Source organism: Moraxella boevrei DSM 14165 (assembly GCF_000379845.1).
Lineage (GTDB): Bacteria > Pseudomonadota > Gammaproteobacteria > Pseudomonadales > Moraxellaceae > Faucicola > Faucicola boevrei.
Genome location: NZ_KB903770.1, coordinates 12,194 through 30,762 on the forward strand (window position 1 = coordinate 12,194; position 18,569 = coordinate 30,762).

Consider the following 18,569-nt stretch of genomic DNA (forward strand, 5'->3'; position numbering starts at 1 on the left):
TTAGCACTGTAATATTTGCCGATTTGGATTTAATTTTTTAACCATGGTTTCGCTTAACGGTAAAATTTCACCACAAATCAGCCCAGCGATGAGTTCACTACAAATCGGTGCATACGCATAACCCTTTGAACCCAGAGCAGAAAATGTCCATAAATGCGAATTTTTACCAAAATCCGTCTGATAAACTTGACCGACAAGGGGCAAATAATCCACCGTTTGACAGCGAATACTCGCTCGCCCTTGCCAATTTTCTAAATTTTGTTGAAAAATTTCCTGTTTCGCCAAATCTGGCATAAAATCTTGCAAATCTTTGAGATTGCTCATTAAATCATCAATTTTTGGCGTAATATCCAACGTATCACGCACAAAACTCGCCCCTAGCATGACAAAATTCTGTTTGGTTTTTTTGTCGTAAAAAGTCGCAAAATAACTGCCGTATTTTAGGGGAATTTTTGGTAAAATTTCTGCCGTTTTTATATCAATTGGTAACCAAGAAACTTGCCCACGACTGTGATTAAATGCTTTAAGTTGCGGTAAAAAATCACAAGTCGCTAAAGCCGTGGTTAAAATTACATGGTCAAAACTGTGGTTGTGTTGAATTTGTTTAAAACTAACCAAAATTTGTTGATTATTTTGCTCAAAACTTTGCAGTTCAGCTTGTCTAAAGTGAATATTTGGTAAAGACAAAACCGCTTGAGCAAAGTTTTTGGTATTGATTAACCCAGACTTTGGGGTAAAAATCGCTTGTCCTAAATTAAAATTGGTGCTTTGTTTTGTCAAATCGGTATCATAAAATTGGGCAAGTTCTTTAGGAAAATTAAATCCTTTGTCCAGATTTACACGATTGTGCGATAACAAATCCAAACAGCCTGTAGTTTCTAAAATCGGCGTTGCCAAAACCTTCTGTGCAATTTTTTCTAAAGTGGGATAAAAACGGCAACTCGCCAAAAATCCGATGGTATGCAAGTCATTTTTTAGCCGATGTAACTCGGTGAGTTTTGGGGCGAGTACGCCACGAATATTGCCAGATGCCCCAGAAATCGGAGCATTTTTATCAAAAATCGTAACGTCATGCCCACGCATCGCCAACGCAAAAGCACAGCTTAAACCTGCAACGCCTGCACCGATAACACTGATTTTTAATGGTTTTTTGATATCATTTGGATAAATATTCGGCAAATAAAAAGCGGGATTTTTTGGAATTTTTTCAATTTTTTTGCGAGTTTTTGGCGTTTGTAGAAAGGGAATTTTTGTCCAAAAAGGGGGGATTTTTTTATTATATCTAAACTTAATTTGATTAAATTTAGCAGAATTTTGTTGGCTTATTGCTAGGTTTTGGGTATCATTTTCAGTAAAAAAAGCGGTCAGCATTTCTCGTTTTTTGCCAAAACCTTTCACTTTTTTTAAATTAAAACCTTGGTTTTTTAAGTTGTTTTTTACCAAACTTGCTACGCTAAAAGTTGCTAAAGTCGTGGTAGGTTTAGATAATTGTTTTATTTGATTAAATAAATTTTCCGCCCACAACTCGCCATTACATGCAGGGGCAAAACCGTCCAAAAACCATGCATCAACCTTTTGCTGACCGATGAGTTGGCTCAAACTGTCGCACGCATCGCCTAGCCATAAGTCAAGGGTTAATCTATCTTGCCAAAAATTTAGGCGATGACAACCTGCCAAAGGCGGTGGATAATTTGCCAAGAGTTGTTCGGAAAACGGGGTTAATTCTTGCCAAATGGATAAAGCTTGTTGTAAATCTTGGCGTTTTAAGGGAAATTTTTCGGTGGTAATGATGTGTAACCGACTGTTTGTATTGGGATTTTGTTGAACAATTTTTTGCCAAAGTTGCCAAACTGCCAATACATTTAAACCCGTGCCAAAACCAACTTCGCCGATAACAAAAGTTTGATAATCATCAAGATTTTCTAATCTTTTCTGTAAATTATTTTGCTCAATAAATACATATCGGCTTTCGTTTAGCCCATTTTCTTTACAAAAATAGACATCGCCAAAATCGGCAGAAACAGGCACGGTTAAGACGTTTTTGTCAATTTGCCAATCCAAATTTGCATAAGTAATTTTGCTCATTACCAACCACGTTTACGTCCAAGCACAAAAAAGCTTAATACCGCTCCTGCAATAAAACTTAGCAAGGCGGTAAACGCCCCATAAATAAACAATTGTCCGCTAAAATCATGGGTTAATACGCCAACTTGGGCGTTTAGGCTGTCAATTTCTCGTTGTAATTCGGCATTTTTGGTTAATAATTGTTGGTTTGCTTGGGAAAGTTGGCTGTCGCTTGGCTTGGTTATTTGGGCTAGGGTGGGTGCGGGGGGGGCAATCGGTTGCCCTGTTTTTGGGTCATTGACGACCACGTCCACTGCAAAACTTGGCATGGCATAACTGATTAATGCGGTAATCGTGAGCATTGTGGCGGTTTTTTGTAGGGTTTTCATGTGCCTTTTCCTATTTTTTTTGTATTTCGTTTTGTAATTCTGGATTTAGGTGATTTTTTAGCACAATAAATTGTCCTATCATAAAAATCAGCATAACAGGTATCCAACCATAAGTTTTAAAATTAATCCACGTTTCATTACTGGTAAAAAAGGCAAAATAATATTGCAAACCTGCCATAATCACAAAATAGCCGACCCAAGCTAGGGTTAAATTTTGCCAACCTTTGTTGGATAATTTAAAAAATTGTTTCATTGCAAGCTCTAATAATGGCTTATTAATGAGAACACTTATCAATAAAGCGAGGGCAAAAATAGCGTTAATGACGACAGATTTCCATTTGATAAAGGCATCATTATTAAACGCTAGACTAAGCCCGCAAAAAACGACGGTTAAAACCAAAGTAACCCACTGTTGTTTGTTGAGTTTGCCTTTTTGTTTGGTAAAGTGTACGACATAGACAGCTAGGGTGGCGACCAACAACGCCCCTGCACCTGCAATCACGCCTTGAGTTTTGGCAAAATAAAAAAACGCAAAAAGTGGAATTAAATCAAGTAGAGCAGTCATAAAAAATCTCAAAGAAAATAATGTGGTTAGTTTACACAACTGTGTTAAAATTGCAAATGAAAAATCAATTGTTTCTTGGAAAAAATATGCCACAACTTGACTGTACAGATTTACTTAACCAAAGCCCTACTTACACCACGTTACCGTTTGATATGCACTGTCATAGCACGTGTTCGGACGGTACATTTTCGCCAACCGAAGTTGTGCAAAAAGCTTTTGACAATGGCGTAAAAATCTTGTCTTTAACCGACCATGACACGATTTTGGGCATAGATGAAGCCAAACAAACGGCAGAAAAGCTCGGCATTTTTTTGATAAATGGCGTGGAAATTAGCTGTCGGCATCGGATCATTGGTGGTTATAGCAAAAAGCCCGCTCAAGTGGAAAAAGTCATTCATGTACTGGGCTATGGCTTTGATAACCTTGATAAGATGAACGCTCGGCTGTCCGCCATTCAACAATCTCGTGAAACCCGTGGGCGAGCCATGTGCGAAAAAGTGGCGAAAACCTGTCAGTTGGATTTTGACGAATTTTGGCAAGCGGTTTTGCTAGAAGCCAAAGGTAACCCGCAAGCGGTTGGGCGAGTGCATATCGCCAAAGTCATGGTAGAAAAAGGCATTGTCAATGACGTGCAAAAGGCGTTTTCTGGCTACCTTGCCGACCACAAAAGCTGTTATGTGGCATTGGACGGCTTGAGTTTAAAAGATTGCGTGGACTTAATCCATACCTGTGGCGGAAAAGCCTCGCTTGCTCATGCCACACGCTACAATTTGACAGCCAACAAAACTCGCAAATTGATAGCTGATTTTGCTAAAGCAGGAGGCGATGCGGTGGAGTTGCCTGCGACCAACGAACCGCAGTCCACTCGCCACATGATAGACAGATGTATCAAGGAACATGGGCTGTTGGTATCAGTTGGCAGTGATTTTCATGGAATAACTATGCCGTGGCGGACGCTGGGCGTTGTACCAAAACTACACGAAGGACAAATTGGGGTTTGGGAAAAAATTTGATGAAATTTATCAAAAAATTGGGCTTGGTGTTTTGTATGTTGGGCGTTGCGGTTGGTGGCAATACAAAACCTGTGGTGATTCACAAGTTATCTGACGATGAAAAAACATCTGGCTGTATCAAACCACAAACAAAAGAGAATTTTGATATTGCCTGATGGTCTTGTAATTGTGGTTAAGCGAGATTGAGAAAATAATCCGATGTTGGGTGAATTGGGCATAGATAATGATAAAACACTATTATTTGATGTGAATGGTAAATTTATCAAACAAACTGACTAAATTCCATAAAAGGAGAAACTATGGGCAATCGTTTATCAAAAATTTACACACGCACAGGCGATGACGGCATGACAGGCATGGCGGACGGTTCACGTCTATCAAAGTCAGATTTGCGTTTTGATGCCATGGGCGTGATTGATTATTTGAACGCTAAAATTGGCTTAATTCATGCGTTGATTGGCGAAAAAAATGAATTTGAACACAAAGACAAGCTCACCGAGCAATTAAGCCAAATTCAGCATAAACTGTTTAATATCGGTGGGGAAATCGCCCTACCAAATCATGCTCAGATTGGTTATATTGCCATTACACCTGATGATATTAGCATACTTGAAAACTGGATAGATGCGTATAATAATAATTTGCCCTATTTAAAGGAATTTATTTTGCCTGCTGGCTCGGTCACTACTGCTCACACGCATATCGCCAGAACCTTGTGCCGAGATAGTGAGCGGACGTTAATCCGTTTAAACGAACGGGATAATAATGTAAGTCATGAAACTCGGCAATATATCAACCGTCTGTCGGATTTTTTGTTTGTGTTGGCACGAGTCATTGCAAGAGCGGATAATGGGGCGGAGGTGTTTTGGCAAAAGGATTGGTGAAAAATAATTGACAAAACCACCCAAAACCGCTACAATAAATCGCTAATTTTTATTTGAAAAGTTTAAATCATTCAATTTGGGATAAAAAATTGGCGACACCGATTCAAAAACTTGTATTTATTTTATGAATAATCAAAGGCTAGGCAAATTGTGCTTAGCCTTTTTTGGTTTTTATCTGCCCAATTTTTTTTAAATAATTTTAGAAAATTACTGTTAAAAAAGAGGCTGTTATGTTAAAAATTGTCAATGAAGCACTGACATTTGATGATGTGTTGTTGCTCCCTGCGTATTCAGAAGTTTTGCCAAAAGTGGTGAACTTGCAAACGCGTCTGACTCGTGAAATTACGCTAAATTTACCGATGATTTCGGCGGCGATGGACACCGTGACCGAAGCTAAAATGTCGATTTCGATGGCACAGCTTGGCGGTATGGGCATTATCCACAAAAATATGGACATTGACCGTCAGGCCCGTCAAGTCCGTCATGTCAAAAAATTTGAAGCAGGGACAGTGGCTGACCCGATTACCGTTAAGCCAGATGCCACCGTTGGCGAGCTTATTCAACTTACCAAATCCTACAAAATCAGCGGTGTACCTGTTATTGATGACAATAAAAATGTGGTGGGGATTGTGACCCACCGTGATTTGCGTTTTGAAGAAAATCTAAATCAGCCTGTCAAAAACGTCATGACACCAAAGGACAAACTTGTCACCGTGCGTGAAGGCGAATCTACCGAAAACATCAAGCGACTACTACATGAACACCGTATTGAAAAAGTGATTGTTACCGATGATAATGGGCGATTAAAGGGATTAATTACCGTTAACGATTTTACCAAAGCAGAAAATAACCCCAATGCTTGTAAAGACGACAAAGGTCGCTTGCGTGTCGGTGCAGCGGTGGGTACAGGGGCGGATACGGAGGCTCGTGTGGAAGCTCTTGTGGAGGCGGGCGTTGATGTTATCATCGTGGATACTGCTCACGGACATTCCAAAGGTGTGATTGAGCGTGTGAACTGGGTGAAGAAAAATTTCCCACAAGTGCAAGTGATTGGCGGTAATATCGCAACGGGTGATGCGGCGTTGGCATTGCGTGATGTTGGAGCGGATGCGGTAAAAGTGGGCATTGGACCGGGTTCAATCTGTACTACTCGTATTATTGCTGGCGTGGGCGTGCCACAAATCTCAGCAATTGACAATGTAGCGACTGCCCTAAAAGATAGCATTCCGCTGATTGCTGACGGTGGTATTCGCTTTAGTGGTGACATGGCAAAAGCGATAGCGGCAGGGGCAAGCTGTATTATGGTAGGTTCATTGCTTGCTGGTACGGAAGAAGCCCCTGGCGAAGTGGAACTCTTCCAAGGTCGCTATTACAAAGCGTATCGTGGTATGGGCTCACTTGGTGCGATGAGTGGCTCAAATGGTTCATCTGACCGTTATTTCCAAGATGCCAAAGATGGCGTTGAAAAGCTCGTGCCAGAAGGCATTGAAGGGCGTGTACCCTACAAAGGTCCTGTGACAGGGATTATTAATCAGATGGCAGGCGGTTTGCGTTCTAGCATGGGTTATACGGGCTGTGCCACCATTGAAGAGATGAGAACCAAGCCTGAATTTGTACGTGTTACATCGGCAGGCATGAAAGAATCACACGTTCATGATGTGCAAATTACCAAAGAAGCACCTAATTATCGTCAGGGTTAAGTTAATTGATATTACATAGAATTGATTATTTGCAATCTTAAGAAACGTAATTATTTTTGTAAAAATAATTAATAAAAATTTACTTTTGCACAAAAACTGGTGAAATCTTGCTTTTCTAAGTCAAAAGTATGTTTGATAGAATAACGATTAACTTGCGTTTTTTTCTTGAAAAGTGAACGATTTATCGCATTTTTCATTGTAAAAACGTTATGGATACGATACAGTTTGTAAAAAACGCTCTAAGAAATTAGGGCGTTTTTTGTGGAGATTAAAAAAAATGACTAGGGTGCGACTAATTTGGCACAAACTTTCCAATTTGAGTTGCCAAACCATTTGACAAAACGTTGGTTTCCAATATACGAGCTTCTGCAAGGCCAAAGCTTTCAGGCTGTTCACCTGTTAAAAGTCCTGCCATATATGCAATGATATTCATATGGCACACAATCACAACACAGTCATCGTCGTTCATATTTGCTAACAAATCTGCCAAGCCATTTATCGCCGTTTGTGCGTCGTCGTCAGGTGTGATGTTGGCAAAAATCTGATGTTCAACATCGGCAAATGCTTGTTTAACAATTTCACAAGTTTGCATCGCTCGGTTATAGGGACTTGAGATAAATAGGGTTGGGTTGGCGTTTTGTTGTAGCCATTTGGCAGTTTTTTGGGCTTGGGCTTTGCCAATCTCTGATAAATTGCGTTCACTGTCGGGGTGTGTGTATGCCCCTGCATCACCGTGTCTGATTAAGATGAGTTTCATTTTTTCTCCTTTATCTTTATTTCATATTTTCATGTGGCATGACAAATTCTACATCACTTTTAAAACCTTTTTCCATCAGCTCCATCGCCACGCTAAATGGGGTTTGTTCATTAAAAATCACATCGTACATGGCGTGCGTGATAGGCATATCAACGCCTTCTTGAATGGCTTTTTCATGTACTTGTCGAATGGTATTAATGCCTTCAGCCGTTTGCCCCAGTTTTTTTACCGCTTGTTCCAAATTTAAGCCCTTACCGAGCATATTGCCGACTTGATAATTTCGGCTAAGCGGTGAAGCACAAGTGGCGTACAAATCACCCACACCCGACAAGCCCAAAAACGTCAAAGGATTTGCCCCAGCATGGACTCCGTAACGGCTCATTTCCGCCAATGCCCGAGTGAGTAACATGGCTTTGGTATTTTCGCCCACGTTGTAGGCTTCTGCCATACCCATGGCAATCGCATAGATATTTTTTAACGCACCGCCTAGCTCCACCCCAATCACATCATCACTGCCAAACACCCGAAAAAATGCCCCATGTAACGCCACTTGTACCGCATGACGTACCATTTCAGACTCGCTGGCAATCACGGTTGCCGTAGGCATATTGTTGATGATTTCTTTAGCAAGGTTTGGACCGCTCATCACGCCAAAAGCCACATTTGGCAATTCTTGTTTAACCACTTCACTCATCAGAGCGAAAGTGTCTTTTTCCATGCCTTTTGTTAAAGAAACAATCACTTGAGATGTGATAAATGGTGCGATTTTTTTTAACGTTTCTCTAAATGCGGAACTTGGCACAGCGACAAAAATAATGTCTTTGCATTTGACTGCTTTTTGCAAATCATGCTCAAATTTTAACCGTTTATCCAATTTAAAATCAGGCAAATATTTTTTGTTAATATTTGAGCGTTGCATGGATTTGACCGTCCATTTATCACGCACCCATAGTGTCGTATCACAACCATTGCGACTGGCTAAATTTGCCATCGCCGTACCAAAACTACCCCCGCCCAAAAACGCCAATGTCAAAGGTGCGGTTAAACCTTTGTTATCTTCACTGGGAAATTGCAAATGTTGTTTACGATTTTTAAAATTTTGAAGCATTTCACTTAACATTTTACTGGCTTTTTCAGTACCATGTTGAATTTTTTCTAAATTTTGATGTAAGGCTTCATTGTTTTCAAGGCTTTCTTTTAGATTTAAGGCTTCACTTTTTAGCGTTTCTAAGCTTAAACTTTCTAACGGTTTTTTCATAGTTTATCCCTGAAAACTCACAAAATCATCAACATTAATCGGCTTTCTTTCTGGTAATTCTGCTCCTTTTGTACCGACATAGATAAAACCAACCACATCATTTTGTTCATTAAGATTAAAAAAATTCTTAACAGCAACTTCATTCATCAAGTCGCCACTTCGCCAAACACTGGCAAAACCTTGGGCTTCTAATGCCAATAACAGATTTTGCACGCCTGCCCCTGCGGATAATAATTGTTCAAATTTTGGTACTTTTGGGTGGTTTTTATAATCGGTTACACAAGTGATAATCATGGGGGCTCGTTTTGGGAGCATTTTGGCTTTATCAAGGGCGGTTTGGTCGGTTTCCCCTTTGTCAAGTAAAGCTTGATATAATGCCAATCCCAAATCGTCAAGGGCTTGATTCTCAAGAACGACAAAACGGTAAGGACGCAACATTTTATGGTCTGGGGCGGTCAAGGCGATTTTGACCGCATCACGCACTTGGGTATGCGTTGGGGCAGGTGAAAGTAGCCGTCCCATAGAACGGCGTGAAGTGATAAAATCAAAAATTTGTTGGGTATTCATTATTATTCCTTAATTGGATTGAATTTGGTAAATGTGTGCAAGCGTTAAGCCTGTTAATTGGCTAATCATTTCATCGCTTAACCCCATTGCTTTGGCATTTTGAATAGTCAATAATTTTTCTTGTTGAATGCCTTTTTCAATACCTGTTTCAACACCTTGTTGAAAGCCGTCTTGCACCGCTGTTTTGTTTTAAGGACACTATTTGTATCCCAATATATTTTTAGGGTTGGTCGGTATTGGCTGATTGCTTGGTAATCTCCTTCAGCAGTTGCTTTATCAATTTTATCAAATAATTGTTTAAAATCATCATCAGAATAGGGGTGGAAAGATTTTGCTTGCATAAATATTTTCCTTCTTTGATGATTGTATCATACCTTAATTTGTTTATTTTATTAAGCTATTTTTTTGATTAATGAAAAGTATAGTCAAAATATGCTAAAATAGCAAACTTCTTGCAAACTTAATAAGGAAACCTTATGCCAACCCCAATCAACGAACGTAAACTTGCCAACGCTATCCGAGTGCTTGCCATGGACGCTGTTCAACAAGCCAATTCAGGACACCCTGGTGCCCCTATGGGTATGGCGGACATTGCCGAAGTGTTGTGGCGTAAATTCTTAAAACACAACCCCAAAGACCCAAACTGGCTAAACCGTGATAGATTTGTGTTATCCAACGGACACGGCTCAATGCTCCAATACGCCTTGCTTCATTTGTCAGGCTATGATGTGAGTATTGATGATTTAAAAAGTTTTCGTCAATTACACTCAAAAACCCCTGGACACCCAGAATACGGCTATACCGCAGGCGTGGAAACCACCACAGGACCTTTGGGGCAAGGGCTTGCCAATGCGGTGGGCTTTGCCATTGCCGAAAAAACCTTAGCCAGTCAATTTAACCAAGACGGTTTTGAGATTATCAATCATCACACTTATTGTTTTGTGGGCGACGGCTGTTTAATGGAAGGTATTAGCCACGAAGTTTGCTCGCTGGCAGGCACGCTAAATCTTGGCAAACTCATTGTGTATTATGATGACAATGGTATTTCTATTGACGGTGAAGTAGAAGGTTGGTTTTCGGACGACACCCAAAAACGCTTTGAAAGCTATGGCTGGCAAGTGCAAAAAATTGACGGACACGACAGCAATGCCATTAGCCAAGCCACCCAAAACGCCCTTAACGAGACACAAAAACCGTCTTTGATTATCTGTAAAACTGTGATTGGAGCAGGCTCTCCAAACAAACAAGGCAAAGAAGATTGCCACGGCTCGCCACTTGGGGCAGATGAAATCGTACTTACTCGTGAAACCTTGGCTTGGACAGATAAGGCATTTGAAATCCCCCAAACGATTTATGATGCGTGGAATGGCGTTGCCAAAGGCGAGACATTACAAGGCAACTGGCAGGCTGATTTTGACAACTACAAAAAAGCCTATCCACAGCTTGCCAAAGAATTGTTACGCCGTATGAGTGGCGATTTACCAGATGATTTTGAGCAAAAAGCGACCGCCTTTATCAAAGATTGTCAAGCCAATCCTGAAAATATTGCCACTCGTAAAGCCAGTCAAAATGCGATTAATGCTTTACAACCGTTATTGCCTGAGCTTTTGGGCGGTTCGGCAGATTTAGCAGGGTCAAATTTGACTTGGTTTAAAAACGCCAAAGCCCTAGAAACCGACCCTGCGGGCAACTATATCCATTATGGCGTGCGTGAATTTGGAATGACCGCCATTGCCAATGGCATTGCCTTGCACGGTGGCTTTGTGCCTTATGTGGCGACTTTTTTGATGTTTATGGAATACGCCAGAAATGCGGTGCGAATGTCAGCACTCATGAAACAGCGAGTTCTGCACATTTACACCCACGACAGCATTGGGCTTGGCGAAGACGGTCCGACACATCAGCCGATTGAACAACTTGCCAGCCTAAGATCCACACCAAATCTGCACACTTGGCGACCTTGCGACACGGTGGAATCTGCGGTGGCGTGGGTACAAGCCATTAAAGCCAAAACCACGCCGTCAGCCTTGATTTTTAGCCGTCAAAACCTACCACATCAAGCACGAGATGACGAGCAAGTGGCAGGCATCGCCAAGGGTGGTTATGTTTTGGCAAAAGAAAAAGGTGAATTGCAAGCCGTTATCATTGCCACAGGCTCAGAGATTGCCCTTGCGATGAGTGCTTATGACACGCTGTCTGATGAAGGCGTTGGTGTGCGTGTGGTGTCTATGCCGTGTGCCGAAGTGTTTGTCAAACAAGACAAAGCCTATATTGAAAGCGTTCTGCCAAATGCTATCCGTGCAAGGGTTGCGGTAGAAGCAAGCCATACAGACTATTGGTATAAATTTGTGGGATTGGACGGCAAAGTCATTGGTATGACGACTTTTGGCGAGTCCGCCCCTGCCAAAGATTTGTTTAAACATTTTGGTTTTACGGTTGAAAATGTGGTCAATGCGGTTAAAGAAGTGATGTAATACTTTAATTGTGTTTAAAAAATAAAAATGGTATTATAGAAATATAATGCCATTTTTTTTAGGTTTAATATAATGCGTTTTGTAGTGGTATTTTTATTATCTTTATTCTCTATTGTTGGCTATGCCAATGAGAGTAATCTTAACGCCAATCATTTAAATGTAACAAAGGAGCAAAGTGCAATGTCATCAGAAAATACAAAACAACTTTGGGAAGGCTGGAAACAGGCTATTTTAGCTGTTGTGCCAGAAAGTAGCGAATATTATAACTTGACTGATGGCGTTACTGATGAGCAAATTCAAGACTTGGAAAGTCAATTAGGATTTGCATTACCGCCTGTATTGGTGGATTTTTATAAAACACATAATGTTAAGTATAATTCTGTTACTTCAACCTTTTCATTAACTGGCGTTGATAAAATGGTATATTATTTATTGCCTTTTGAGCAGATTTTTGATACTTATATAGAAATTTTAGAATGGAATGATGAATATGCAGATGAGGATAATCCAACTGAGGGATATGATGAAAAAATTCATTGTGAAATTTATGCTAATCCAAAATGGATACCATTTGCCGAAAATCTTCAAGGCGATTATTTTATGATTGATTTAGACCCAAGTGAAAAAGGCAATATGTATCAAATTATTGATTTACAAAATGATAGTTGGAAAAGAATTGTAATTGCTGATTCACTAGAAACTTTGATTAGAGATAATATTAGAAAAATCAATAATAAAGAAGATGAGCGTTTTGAGTTTATTTTATCCAAATTAGATAGTGAAAATTAAATAATCTGTATTTATTTACGCATCTTGCAGATTAACAGATTAAAAGCGTGTTTTGAAAATTTTAAACAATTTTATCAAAATACTTTAAAGAATAATCGCTCGGTGTTGATTACGATTTGGTAAAAACTGCTTGTGTTTTAAATAGAACATGACTGCCTAAATGAACCCTATCCCAAAGGTTGTGTATCTAATTTTTCGAGGGTGGCTTAGTAGAATGGATTTTTTAACCCAACAAAAAACGCAATCTAACACAGTTTTTATTTTGCATAAATTCAAGCGAAAAATTGGCATTTTTATAAAAAATTGGTTATCATAACGCGTTTATTTTGTTAAAAAGTGCAGACGATTATGAGCCAATTACACCTTTACAACACCCTAACTGCCCAAAAACAGCCCTTTACGCCCATCACTGCTGGTAAAGTCGGACTGTACGTCTGTGGTATGACGGTCTATGATTATTGTCATATTGGACACGCCCGTGTGATGGTAAGTTTTGATGTGATTTATCGCTGGCTATCTCGGTTTTATGAGGTTAATTATGTGCGAAATATTACCGACATTGACGATAAAATCATCAAGCGGGCGGGTGAAAATGGCGAGCGTATTTTTGCTTTAACCGAGCGATTTATCAAAGCCATGCATGAAGATGCCGATAATTTGGGCTGTTTGCGTCCTACCCACGAACCAAGAGCAACCGAGCATATCCAAGAAATGCTTGATATGATAAAAATATTACAGAACAAAGATCTAGCTTACCAAGGTAGTGGTGGCGATGTCTATTATAAAGTGGAAAATTTTGCCGATTATGGTAAGTTATCCAAGCGAAAACTTGCCGATATGCAGGCAGGTGCAAGGGTTGATACGGTTGATGATAAGCAAAATCCCTTTGATTTTGTGCTGTGGAAATCTGCCAAAGATTCTGAGCCTAGCGAGACCAAATGGCAAAGTCCATGGGGCGTGGGCAGACCTGGTTGGCATATTGAATGCTCGGCAATGAGTACTTGCTGTTTGGGCGAGAACTTTGATATTCACGGCGGTGGGCATGATTTACAATTTCCGCACCACGAAAACGAAATTGCCCAAAGTGAAGGGGCGACAGGCAAACCTTACGCCAACAACTGGCTACACGTGGGCTTTGTCAATGTGGATGGCGAAAAAATGAGCAAATCGCTGAACAATTTTTTTACCATTCGTGATGTGTTAAAAGATTTTCATGCTGAAACCATTCGATTTTTTATCTTGTCAAGTCATTACCGCAGTCCGATTAATTTTTCCGATACCGCACTAAAAGAAGCACACACCGCTTTATCACGCCTGTATCATGCGTTAAAACTCTTTGATATGAATGAAATTACGATTGACGAAAGCCTTTGGCATAGCGAGTTTGGACGAGAGTTTACTACCGCGATGAATGATGATTTTAATACATCAAAAGCGGTAAGTGTGCTGTTTAACTTGGCAAGTGAAATCAATAAAGCGGTAAAAAACAATGAGATGGATACCGCCAAACACTTTGCTAAAATCCTAAAAACCTTAGCAGAGCCACTGAATATCGCCCAAGCTAACCCACATGAATTTTTGCAAAAAAGCCTAAGTGATGATGGCTTGTCTGAAGATGAGATTTTGGCAAAAATTGACGAGCGTAAACAAGCTAAATCGGATAAAAATTTTGCCTTAGCCGACCAAATCCGTGCAGAACTCAAGCAAAAAGGGGTGGAATTAGAAGACAGCCGAGCTGGGACGACGTGGCGACGGATTTAACCGACAGTTTGAGCAAATTTTTTGCAAAAAATGTAAAAAAATATTGTGTTTTTTGCTATCGTGGTTTATGCTTGTCAGGCAATAATTTTATTACCATGCGGTGGGTAGATTTAGTTGCTACCACTGTAAAACCAAGGAGTTATCATGTTTAATCATGTTGAACACTATGCAGGGGACCCAATCTTGGGTCTGATGGATAAATTTGCCAAAGACGACCGCCCAAACAAGGTCAATCTTGGCGTCGGTGTATATTATGACGACAACGGCAAATTGCCTGTGCTTGAGTCGGTCAAAAAAGCGGAAAACCAAATCGCCAATCCGCCAAAACCGCGTCCGTATTTGCCAATGGATGGTTTGATTGGTTACCGTACTGCGTGTCAAAATCTACTATTTGGCAAAGGCTCACAAGTTTTAGGCGATAAGCGGGTTGCCACCATCGCAACTATTGGCGGTTCAGGAGCGTTGAAAGTTGGAGCGGATTTTATTCATACTTGGTTTAAAGACGCTAAATGCTATGTGTCTAAACCAACATGGGGTAACCACATCGGTATTTTTGAAGGGTCAGGCTTTGAAGTTGGTGAATATCCGTACTACGACAAAGACACCAACGGCATTAAATTTGATGAATTATTGGCGTTTTTTAACGGCTTAAACAAAAACGACGTAGTGCTATTACACCCATGTTGCCACAACCCAACGGGTGTGGATTTGACCAATGAACAATGGGATAAAGTGCTAGATGTGGTTAAAGCCAAAGAGCTAATCGCCTTTATGGACATCGCTTATCAAGGCTTTGGGCAAGACATGGATGCTGATGTTTATGCCATTCGTAAAGCGGTAGATTTAGGTCTGTCGTTCTTTGTGAGCAATTCATTTTCTAAAAACTTGTCATTGTACGGTGAGCGTGTCGGCGGTTTATCGGTCGTTTGCCCAACGGCAGACGAAGCTAAGTTAGTACAAGGTCAATTGCAGTTTACTGTACGTCGTATCTACTCAAGCCCACCTAGCCATGGCGGTCATGTGGTGGATATCGTGATGAATGATGAAAGCTTATTCAATGAATGGGTGTCTGAAGTGTACGTTATGCGAGACCGTATCCGTGAGATGCGTCAAAAATTGCGGGACGTGCTAGAGGCTAAAGTTGCTAATAAAAGCTTTGAATATCTTACCACTCAGCAAGGTATGTTTAGCTTTACAGGCTTAACGCCTGAGCAAGTGCAACGCCTGCAAGATGAGTTTGCGGTGTATATGGTGTCAAACGGTCGTATGTGTGTAGCAGGGCTAAACTCTAGCAATATTGACTATGTCGCAAATGCGATGGCAAGCGTTTTAGCTTAACTTAAAACCGATTGTCAAAAGTCAAAAGCAAAAACCCCTTAATTGGTTTAAGGGGTTTTTGCTTTTGCTTAACATTTTCAACATAGATTATGGATTTAGATTTTGCTGATTGATTTTCACTTCGTGCGTATCACGCAAGTAAGCTAAATAATCTTCAAACTGCGATTGCCCTAGGTTATCACGGAGCATTTGGGCGGTGTCTTGGCGGATTTTAGCGGTTACTTGGCTGTTGTCATTGCTGATTGAACCGCCAACGATGATACTAACCCCTTGTTCGGTGGTTTGGCTAACCACCGATAATTTGCCATTTTCCGCAGGTTTGCTAAATGCCACACCACGCTCTTCGTCTAGCAACGCAGGATTAAAGCGATTGGTTGTCCCAAGATTTTGGAACGGAATACTCGCATTTTGCAAACTGGTGATATCACCAATACTTTTGGCAATGGTTTCTGCTTGTTTTAATGCCAACGCTTTGGCTTTTTCTACCGTTAAACGCTGTTTGATAACAGGCATGGCTTCGGCTTGGCTGAGCGGTTTTTCGGCACGGTGATTGCTCGGTTGTAGCCATACCATACGATTTGGCAATTCCACGCCCACCGATGTGCCACCTTCTTGTAATAAACTCGGTTCAAATGCGGTTGCGATTACGGTAGGTTGGTTTAACTCGCTCGTATTCCCGTGTTTGGTATAGTTTTTTAGATTATGGCTCGTAAGTTTGTAACGGTTTGCTAGTTCTGCCACGCTTGAGCCTGATACCGCATCATTATTGATTTTGCCAATCAATTCTTGGTACATATTTTCACGTTTTTGTGTGTTAATTTGTTCAATTAATTGAGCTTTAACGCTGTCTAGGCTTGGTGGATTTTGTCCATTTACTTTGACGAGCTGAAACAGATGATAACCGTAGTTGGTTTGAATTGGGGGGGTAACTTCACCCACCTTTAAGCCTTGTAAGGCGGTTTGGATTTTGGCAAAATCATTGGGAAACATACCTTGGCTAATCGTACCGATTTTTCCACCGTCATTTTTACTGCCCTCATCTTGCGAATATTGTTTAGCAAGCGTGGCAAAGTCAGCTTTTTTCGCATCAAGCTGTTGTTTGATATCCGTTAATGTCGTTTCGGCTTTATCCCCATTGACCAAAATCATCGCCACATCATAGCTAGTTTGGTTACCTGTTTCGCTTAAATAATGTTGGTATTGTTGTTCAATTTCTTGCGTGGTTGGTGCAGGGATACTTAAATTATTTTTATCCAAAATTAAATAATTTAAATCCATCATTTCTTCACTATTAAGTTTATCTTTATTTTTTTGGTAATAGTCATTAATCTCGGCATCGGTTATGCTCACTTGTGGGGCAAAACTTTGCCAATCAAGACGTGCTACCCACAGCGGACGCACTTCGGTTTGCATGTTGATAAAACGTTCTACGCCCGCATCGGCAAAAATCCCTGTAGTGACAATGCCACGCCCAAACGCAGGCACGATTTCGTCATCTCGCAAAATTGCAAATAATTGGTCTTTATTAATGCCTTGCGAACGTAAATAATTGCCAAAAATCTCATTGGAAAATTTACCGTCCGCCCCTTGAAAATTCGGGTCGGTGGCAAGCATTTGGGTTAGGCTTGCATCCGAAATGGTAAAGCCTAATTTTTTGGCTTGTTGCAACAACAATGCACGGTCAATCAATCCGCTCAACATCTGATCACGCAATACGTTGTCATTAATCAAACTTGCGTTGCCATTCACGCTTTGTAACAAGGTTTCACGGCGTTGGTTCACCGAGTTTTGTAGGGCGGACGCACTGATATTTTGCTCGCCTGCTTTGGCAACCACATTTGGGTCGTCGCCTTGATGCACGATAGACTCAAAACCTGTAATCGCTAAGGGCAACAAAAATAAGATAAGCAACCCTTTGCCCATCCAACCTTTTAAAAATGCTCGTAATGCTTCCATTGTGGCTCGCTTTATTCACTATCAAAAATGACGAAATATCAAAAAAAATTAACCCAATATTCTAATCTATTTGGCTAAAAAAAGCTATGAATAACAACAATTTTTTACCAATATATTAATAAAATTTAATTTATAATAAAAATCTATTGTTAAGATTGTTTTTAAACAAGCATTTGGGCAACAATTTAACACCATTTTATCATTGTAATTTTGGCAAAATTGGTTTACCTTAACCGAGACTTTTTAAATTTCATCACATCTTTAACCTTAAATTTATGAGCATTTTAACTGATTTACAGCAAAATTTAACCGAATTTTGGCAATTAGAACATCATCATAATGCCGAATTAAACCAAACTTTACAAGCGGTGCAAGCATGGCAACGCAAGCGATTGTTAACCACGCACCAAGATTTATTTGCCAAAAAAGAAAACCAATTAATGGCAGATTTTTTGATTGGGCAACTGTATGCTGGTGAAAAATTTGAATTGCTTGCCAAACAGCTAGAACGCATGGCAAAAAAAGGTGAAAAATTGGAAAAATTTATTCCGCAAAAAAGCTTAGAAACAGGCGTCATGGGTGTGAATGAAGCGATTTTGGTGGTAAAACTGGATTTGCAAATTGCCAAATATTTATTTGAAAATAACTTAACAGTCAATGAAGAAAATATGATAACCGCTTATCAAGCGGTGAATGCCAAAACCGCAAGGGAAGCACAACTTATTAATTTGGCGAATATGTGTTATTTGACCCAAAAACATTTAAAATCGTTTTTGTTACAAAAAACCTTTGGTTTAGCAAAACCGCTCGCCCAAAAACATGGGTTTGATGTGCTGTATCAGTTTATTGATGATGGTTTTATGGCGATAAAACCGATTAAAAACATGGCGGATTTTATTGAGCCGTTTTGTGCCAAAGAACGTCAAATTATTGACAATGTCCATTCACAGAAAAATTTACCTTTTACCGTGTAGTTTCGGTATAATATACTTGAATTTTTCGCAAACTTTTAACCATCTTACAACTTTTTTTAAAATAATCTAACTTAAGGCAA

The 18,569-nt window shown here is 40.1% G+C and carries 17 protein-coding genes; 9 read left to right on the forward strand and 8 right to left on the reverse strand.

What is annotated here, in order from left to right; genetic code table 11:
* From mnmD to ispZ, 3 genes are read right to left on the reverse strand one after another with little or no spacing between them, the layout of a single operon-like run.
* A complete protein-coding gene (mnmD, locus tag A3G3_RS0100075) occupies positions 1-2,085 on the reverse strand; it encodes a tRNA (5-methylaminomethyl-2-thiouridine)(34)-methyltransferase MnmD (RefSeq protein ID WP_019518500.1) in 2,085 nt (694 codons plus the stop codon).
* The gene (locus tag A3G3_RS0100080) at positions 2,085-2,453 is read right to left on the reverse strand and encodes a hypothetical protein (protein ID WP_019518501.1); all 369 of its coding nucleotides are present in this window, start codon (positions 2,451-2,453) and stop codon (positions 2,085-2,087) included. The genes mnmD and A3G3_RS0100080 overlap by 1 nt, the downstream gene beginning before the upstream one ends.
* Positions 2,454-2,463: 10 nt before the next feature.
* Positions 2,464-3,018, reverse strand: a complete 555-nt coding sequence (gene ispZ / locus A3G3_RS0100085; RefSeq protein WP_019518502.1) for a septation protein IspZ — start codon at positions 3,016-3,018, stop codon at positions 2,464-2,466.
* An 86-nt stretch (positions 3,019-3,104) separates the two neighbouring features.
* Between ispZ and A3G3_RS0100090 the strand changes: the two genes are divergently transcribed.
* The 4 genes from A3G3_RS0100090 (at position 3,105) to guaB (ending at position 6,615) form a co-directional block, all read left to right on the forward strand.
* Positions 3,105-4,031: a PHP domain-containing protein gene (locus A3G3_RS0100090; protein WP_026212752.1), complete on the forward strand. Its 927-nt coding sequence runs from the start codon at positions 3,105-3,107 to the stop codon at positions 4,029-4,031.
* Positions 4,031-4,186, forward strand: a complete 156-nt coding sequence (locus tag A3G3_RS14370) for a hypothetical protein (protein WP_019518504.1) — start codon at positions 4,031-4,033, stop codon at positions 4,184-4,186. The genes A3G3_RS0100090 and A3G3_RS14370 overlap by 1 nt, the downstream gene beginning before the upstream one ends.
* A gap of 144 nt (positions 4,187-4,330) precedes the next feature.
* Positions 4,331-4,915, forward strand: a complete 585-nt coding sequence (locus tag A3G3_RS0100105) for a cob(I)yrinic acid a,c-diamide adenosyltransferase (protein ID WP_019518505.1) — start codon at positions 4,331-4,333, stop codon at positions 4,913-4,915.
* A gap of 230 nt (positions 4,916-5,145) precedes the next feature.
* Complete coding sequence (gene guaB / locus A3G3_RS0100110; protein WP_019518506.1) at positions 5,146-6,615, forward strand: IMP dehydrogenase; 1,470 nt, start codon at positions 5,146-5,148, stop codon at positions 6,613-6,615.
* Between the two features lie 292 nt (positions 6,616-6,907).
* Here guaB and sixA read toward each other — a convergent pair whose 3' ends face one another.
* From sixA to A3G3_RS14375, 4 genes are read right to left on the reverse strand one after another with little or no spacing between them, the layout of a single operon-like run.
* Positions 6,908-7,372 (reverse strand): phosphohistidine phosphatase SixA, encoded by a 465-nt coding sequence (gene sixA / locus A3G3_RS0100115; protein ID WP_019518507.1) that lies wholly within the window; start codon positions 7,370-7,372, stop codon positions 6,908-6,910.
* Between the two features lie 16 nt (positions 7,373-7,388).
* Positions 7,389-8,630: an NAD(P)H-dependent glycerol-3-phosphate dehydrogenase gene (locus A3G3_RS0100120; RefSeq protein WP_019518508.1), complete on the reverse strand. Its 1,242-nt coding sequence runs from the start codon at positions 8,628-8,630 to the stop codon at positions 7,389-7,391.
* A gap of 3 nt (positions 8,631-8,633) precedes the next feature.
* Positions 8,634-9,197: a nitroreductase family protein gene (locus A3G3_RS0100125; protein ID WP_019518509.1), complete on the reverse strand. Its 564-nt coding sequence runs from the start codon at positions 9,195-9,197 to the stop codon at positions 8,634-8,636.
* Positions 9,198-9,206: 9 nt separating this feature from the next.
* Positions 9,207-9,374 carry a hypothetical protein gene (locus tag A3G3_RS14375; protein WP_019518510.1) on the reverse strand — a complete coding sequence of 56 codons (168 nt, stop codon included), beginning with the start codon at positions 9,372-9,374 and terminating at the stop codon, positions 9,207-9,209.
* A gap of 299 nt (positions 9,375-9,673) precedes the next feature.
* On the opposite strand from A3G3_RS14375, the gene tkt reads away from it, so the two are divergent.
* The 4 genes from tkt to A3G3_RS0100160 all read left to right on the forward strand — a co-directional run bounded on the left by tkt (position 9,674) and on the right by A3G3_RS0100160 (position 15,559).
* Positions 9,674-11,671: a transketolase gene (gene tkt / locus A3G3_RS0100135; RefSeq protein ID WP_019518511.1), complete on the forward strand. Its 1,998-nt coding sequence runs from the start codon at positions 9,674-9,676 to the stop codon at positions 11,669-11,671.
* 72 nt (positions 11,672-11,743) lie between these two features.
* The gene (locus A3G3_RS12765) at positions 11,744-12,460 is read left to right on the forward strand and encodes an SMI1/KNR4 family protein (protein WP_019518512.1); all 717 of its coding nucleotides are present in this window, start codon (positions 11,744-11,746) and stop codon (positions 12,458-12,460) included.
* Positions 12,461-12,808: 348 nt separating this feature from the next.
* A complete protein-coding gene (gene cysS / locus A3G3_RS0100150; protein ID WP_019518514.1) occupies positions 12,809-14,221 on the forward strand; it encodes a cysteine--tRNA ligase in 1,413 nt (470 codons plus the stop codon).
* Between the two features lie 144 nt (positions 14,222-14,365).
* Positions 14,366-15,559: an amino acid aminotransferase gene (locus A3G3_RS0100160; RefSeq protein ID WP_019518516.1), complete on the forward strand. Its 1,194-nt coding sequence runs from the start codon at positions 14,366-14,368 to the stop codon at positions 15,557-15,559.
* An 87-nt stretch (positions 15,560-15,646) separates the two neighbouring features.
* Here the strand turns inward: A3G3_RS0100160 and A3G3_RS0100165 are convergent, their stop codons facing one another.
* A complete protein-coding gene (locus tag A3G3_RS0100165) occupies positions 15,647-17,515 on the reverse strand; it encodes a SurA N-terminal domain-containing protein (protein WP_019518517.1) in 1,869 nt (622 codons plus the stop codon).
* 275 nt (positions 17,516-17,790) lie between these two features.
* On the opposite strand from A3G3_RS0100165, the gene A3G3_RS0100170 reads away from it, so the two are divergent.
* Positions 17,791-18,489, forward strand: a complete 699-nt coding sequence (locus A3G3_RS0100170) for an FFLEELY motif protein (RefSeq protein ID WP_019518518.1) — start codon at positions 17,791-17,793, stop codon at positions 18,487-18,489.
* The last annotated feature ends 80 nt before the right edge of the window (positions 18,490-18,569 follow it).

What these genes read in the sequence shown, in the direction of transcription:
- mnmD (WP_019518500.1), bottom strand. Translation starts at nt 2,085, where the DNA reads ATGAGCAAAATTACTTATGCAAATTTGGATTGGCAAATTGACAAAAAC.
- tkt (WP_019518511.1), top strand. Translation starts at nt 9,674, where the DNA reads ATGCCAACCCCAATCAACGAACGTAAACTTGCCAACGCTATCCGAGTG.
- cysS (WP_019518514.1), top strand. Translation starts at nt 12,809, where the DNA reads ATGAGCCAATTACACCTTTACAACACCCTAACTGCCCAAAAACAGCCC.
- guaB (WP_019518506.1), top strand. Translation starts at nt 5,146, where the DNA reads ATGTTAAAAATTGTCAATGAAGCACTGACATTTGATGATGTGTTGTTG.
- A3G3_RS0100165 (WP_019518517.1), bottom strand. Translation starts at nt 17,515, where the DNA reads ATGGAAGCATTACGAGCATTTTTAAAAGGTTGGATGGGCAAAGGGTTG.
- sixA (WP_019518507.1), bottom strand. Translation starts at nt 7,372, where the DNA reads ATGAAACTCATCTTAATCAGACACGGTGATGCAGGGGCATACACACAC.
- ispZ (WP_019518502.1), bottom strand. Translation starts at nt 3,018, where the DNA reads ATGACTGCTCTACTTGATTTAATTCCACTTTTTGCGTTTTTTTATTTT.
- A3G3_RS0100125 (WP_019518509.1), bottom strand. Translation starts at nt 9,197, where the DNA reads ATGAATACCCAACAAATTTTTGATTTTATCACTTCACGCCGTTCTATG.
- A3G3_RS0100120 (WP_019518508.1), bottom strand. Translation starts at nt 8,630, where the DNA reads ATGAAAAAACCGTTAGAAAGTTTAAGCTTAGAAACGCTAAAAAGTGAA.
- A3G3_RS0100105 (WP_019518505.1), top strand. Translation starts at nt 4,331, where the DNA reads ATGGGCAATCGTTTATCAAAAATTTACACACGCACAGGCGATGACGGC.
- A3G3_RS0100090 (WP_026212752.1), top strand. Translation starts at nt 3,105, where the DNA reads ATGCCACAACTTGACTGTACAGATTTACTTAACCAAAGCCCTACTTAC.
- A3G3_RS0100160 (WP_019518516.1), top strand. Translation starts at nt 14,366, where the DNA reads ATGTTTAATCATGTTGAACACTATGCAGGGGACCCAATCTTGGGTCTG.
- A3G3_RS0100080 (WP_019518501.1), bottom strand. Translation starts at nt 2,453, where the DNA reads ATGAAAACCCTACAAAAAACCGCCACAATGCTCACGATTACCGCATTA.
- A3G3_RS0100170 (WP_019518518.1), top strand. Translation starts at nt 17,791, where the DNA reads ATGAGCATTTTAACTGATTTACAGCAAAATTTAACCGAATTTTGGCAA.
- A3G3_RS14370 (WP_019518504.1), top strand. Translation starts at nt 4,031, where the DNA reads ATGAAATTTATCAAAAAATTGGGCTTGGTGTTTTGTATGTTGGGCGTT.
- A3G3_RS12765 (WP_019518512.1), top strand. Translation starts at nt 11,744, where the DNA reads ATGCGTTTTGTAGTGGTATTTTTATTATCTTTATTCTCTATTGTTGGC.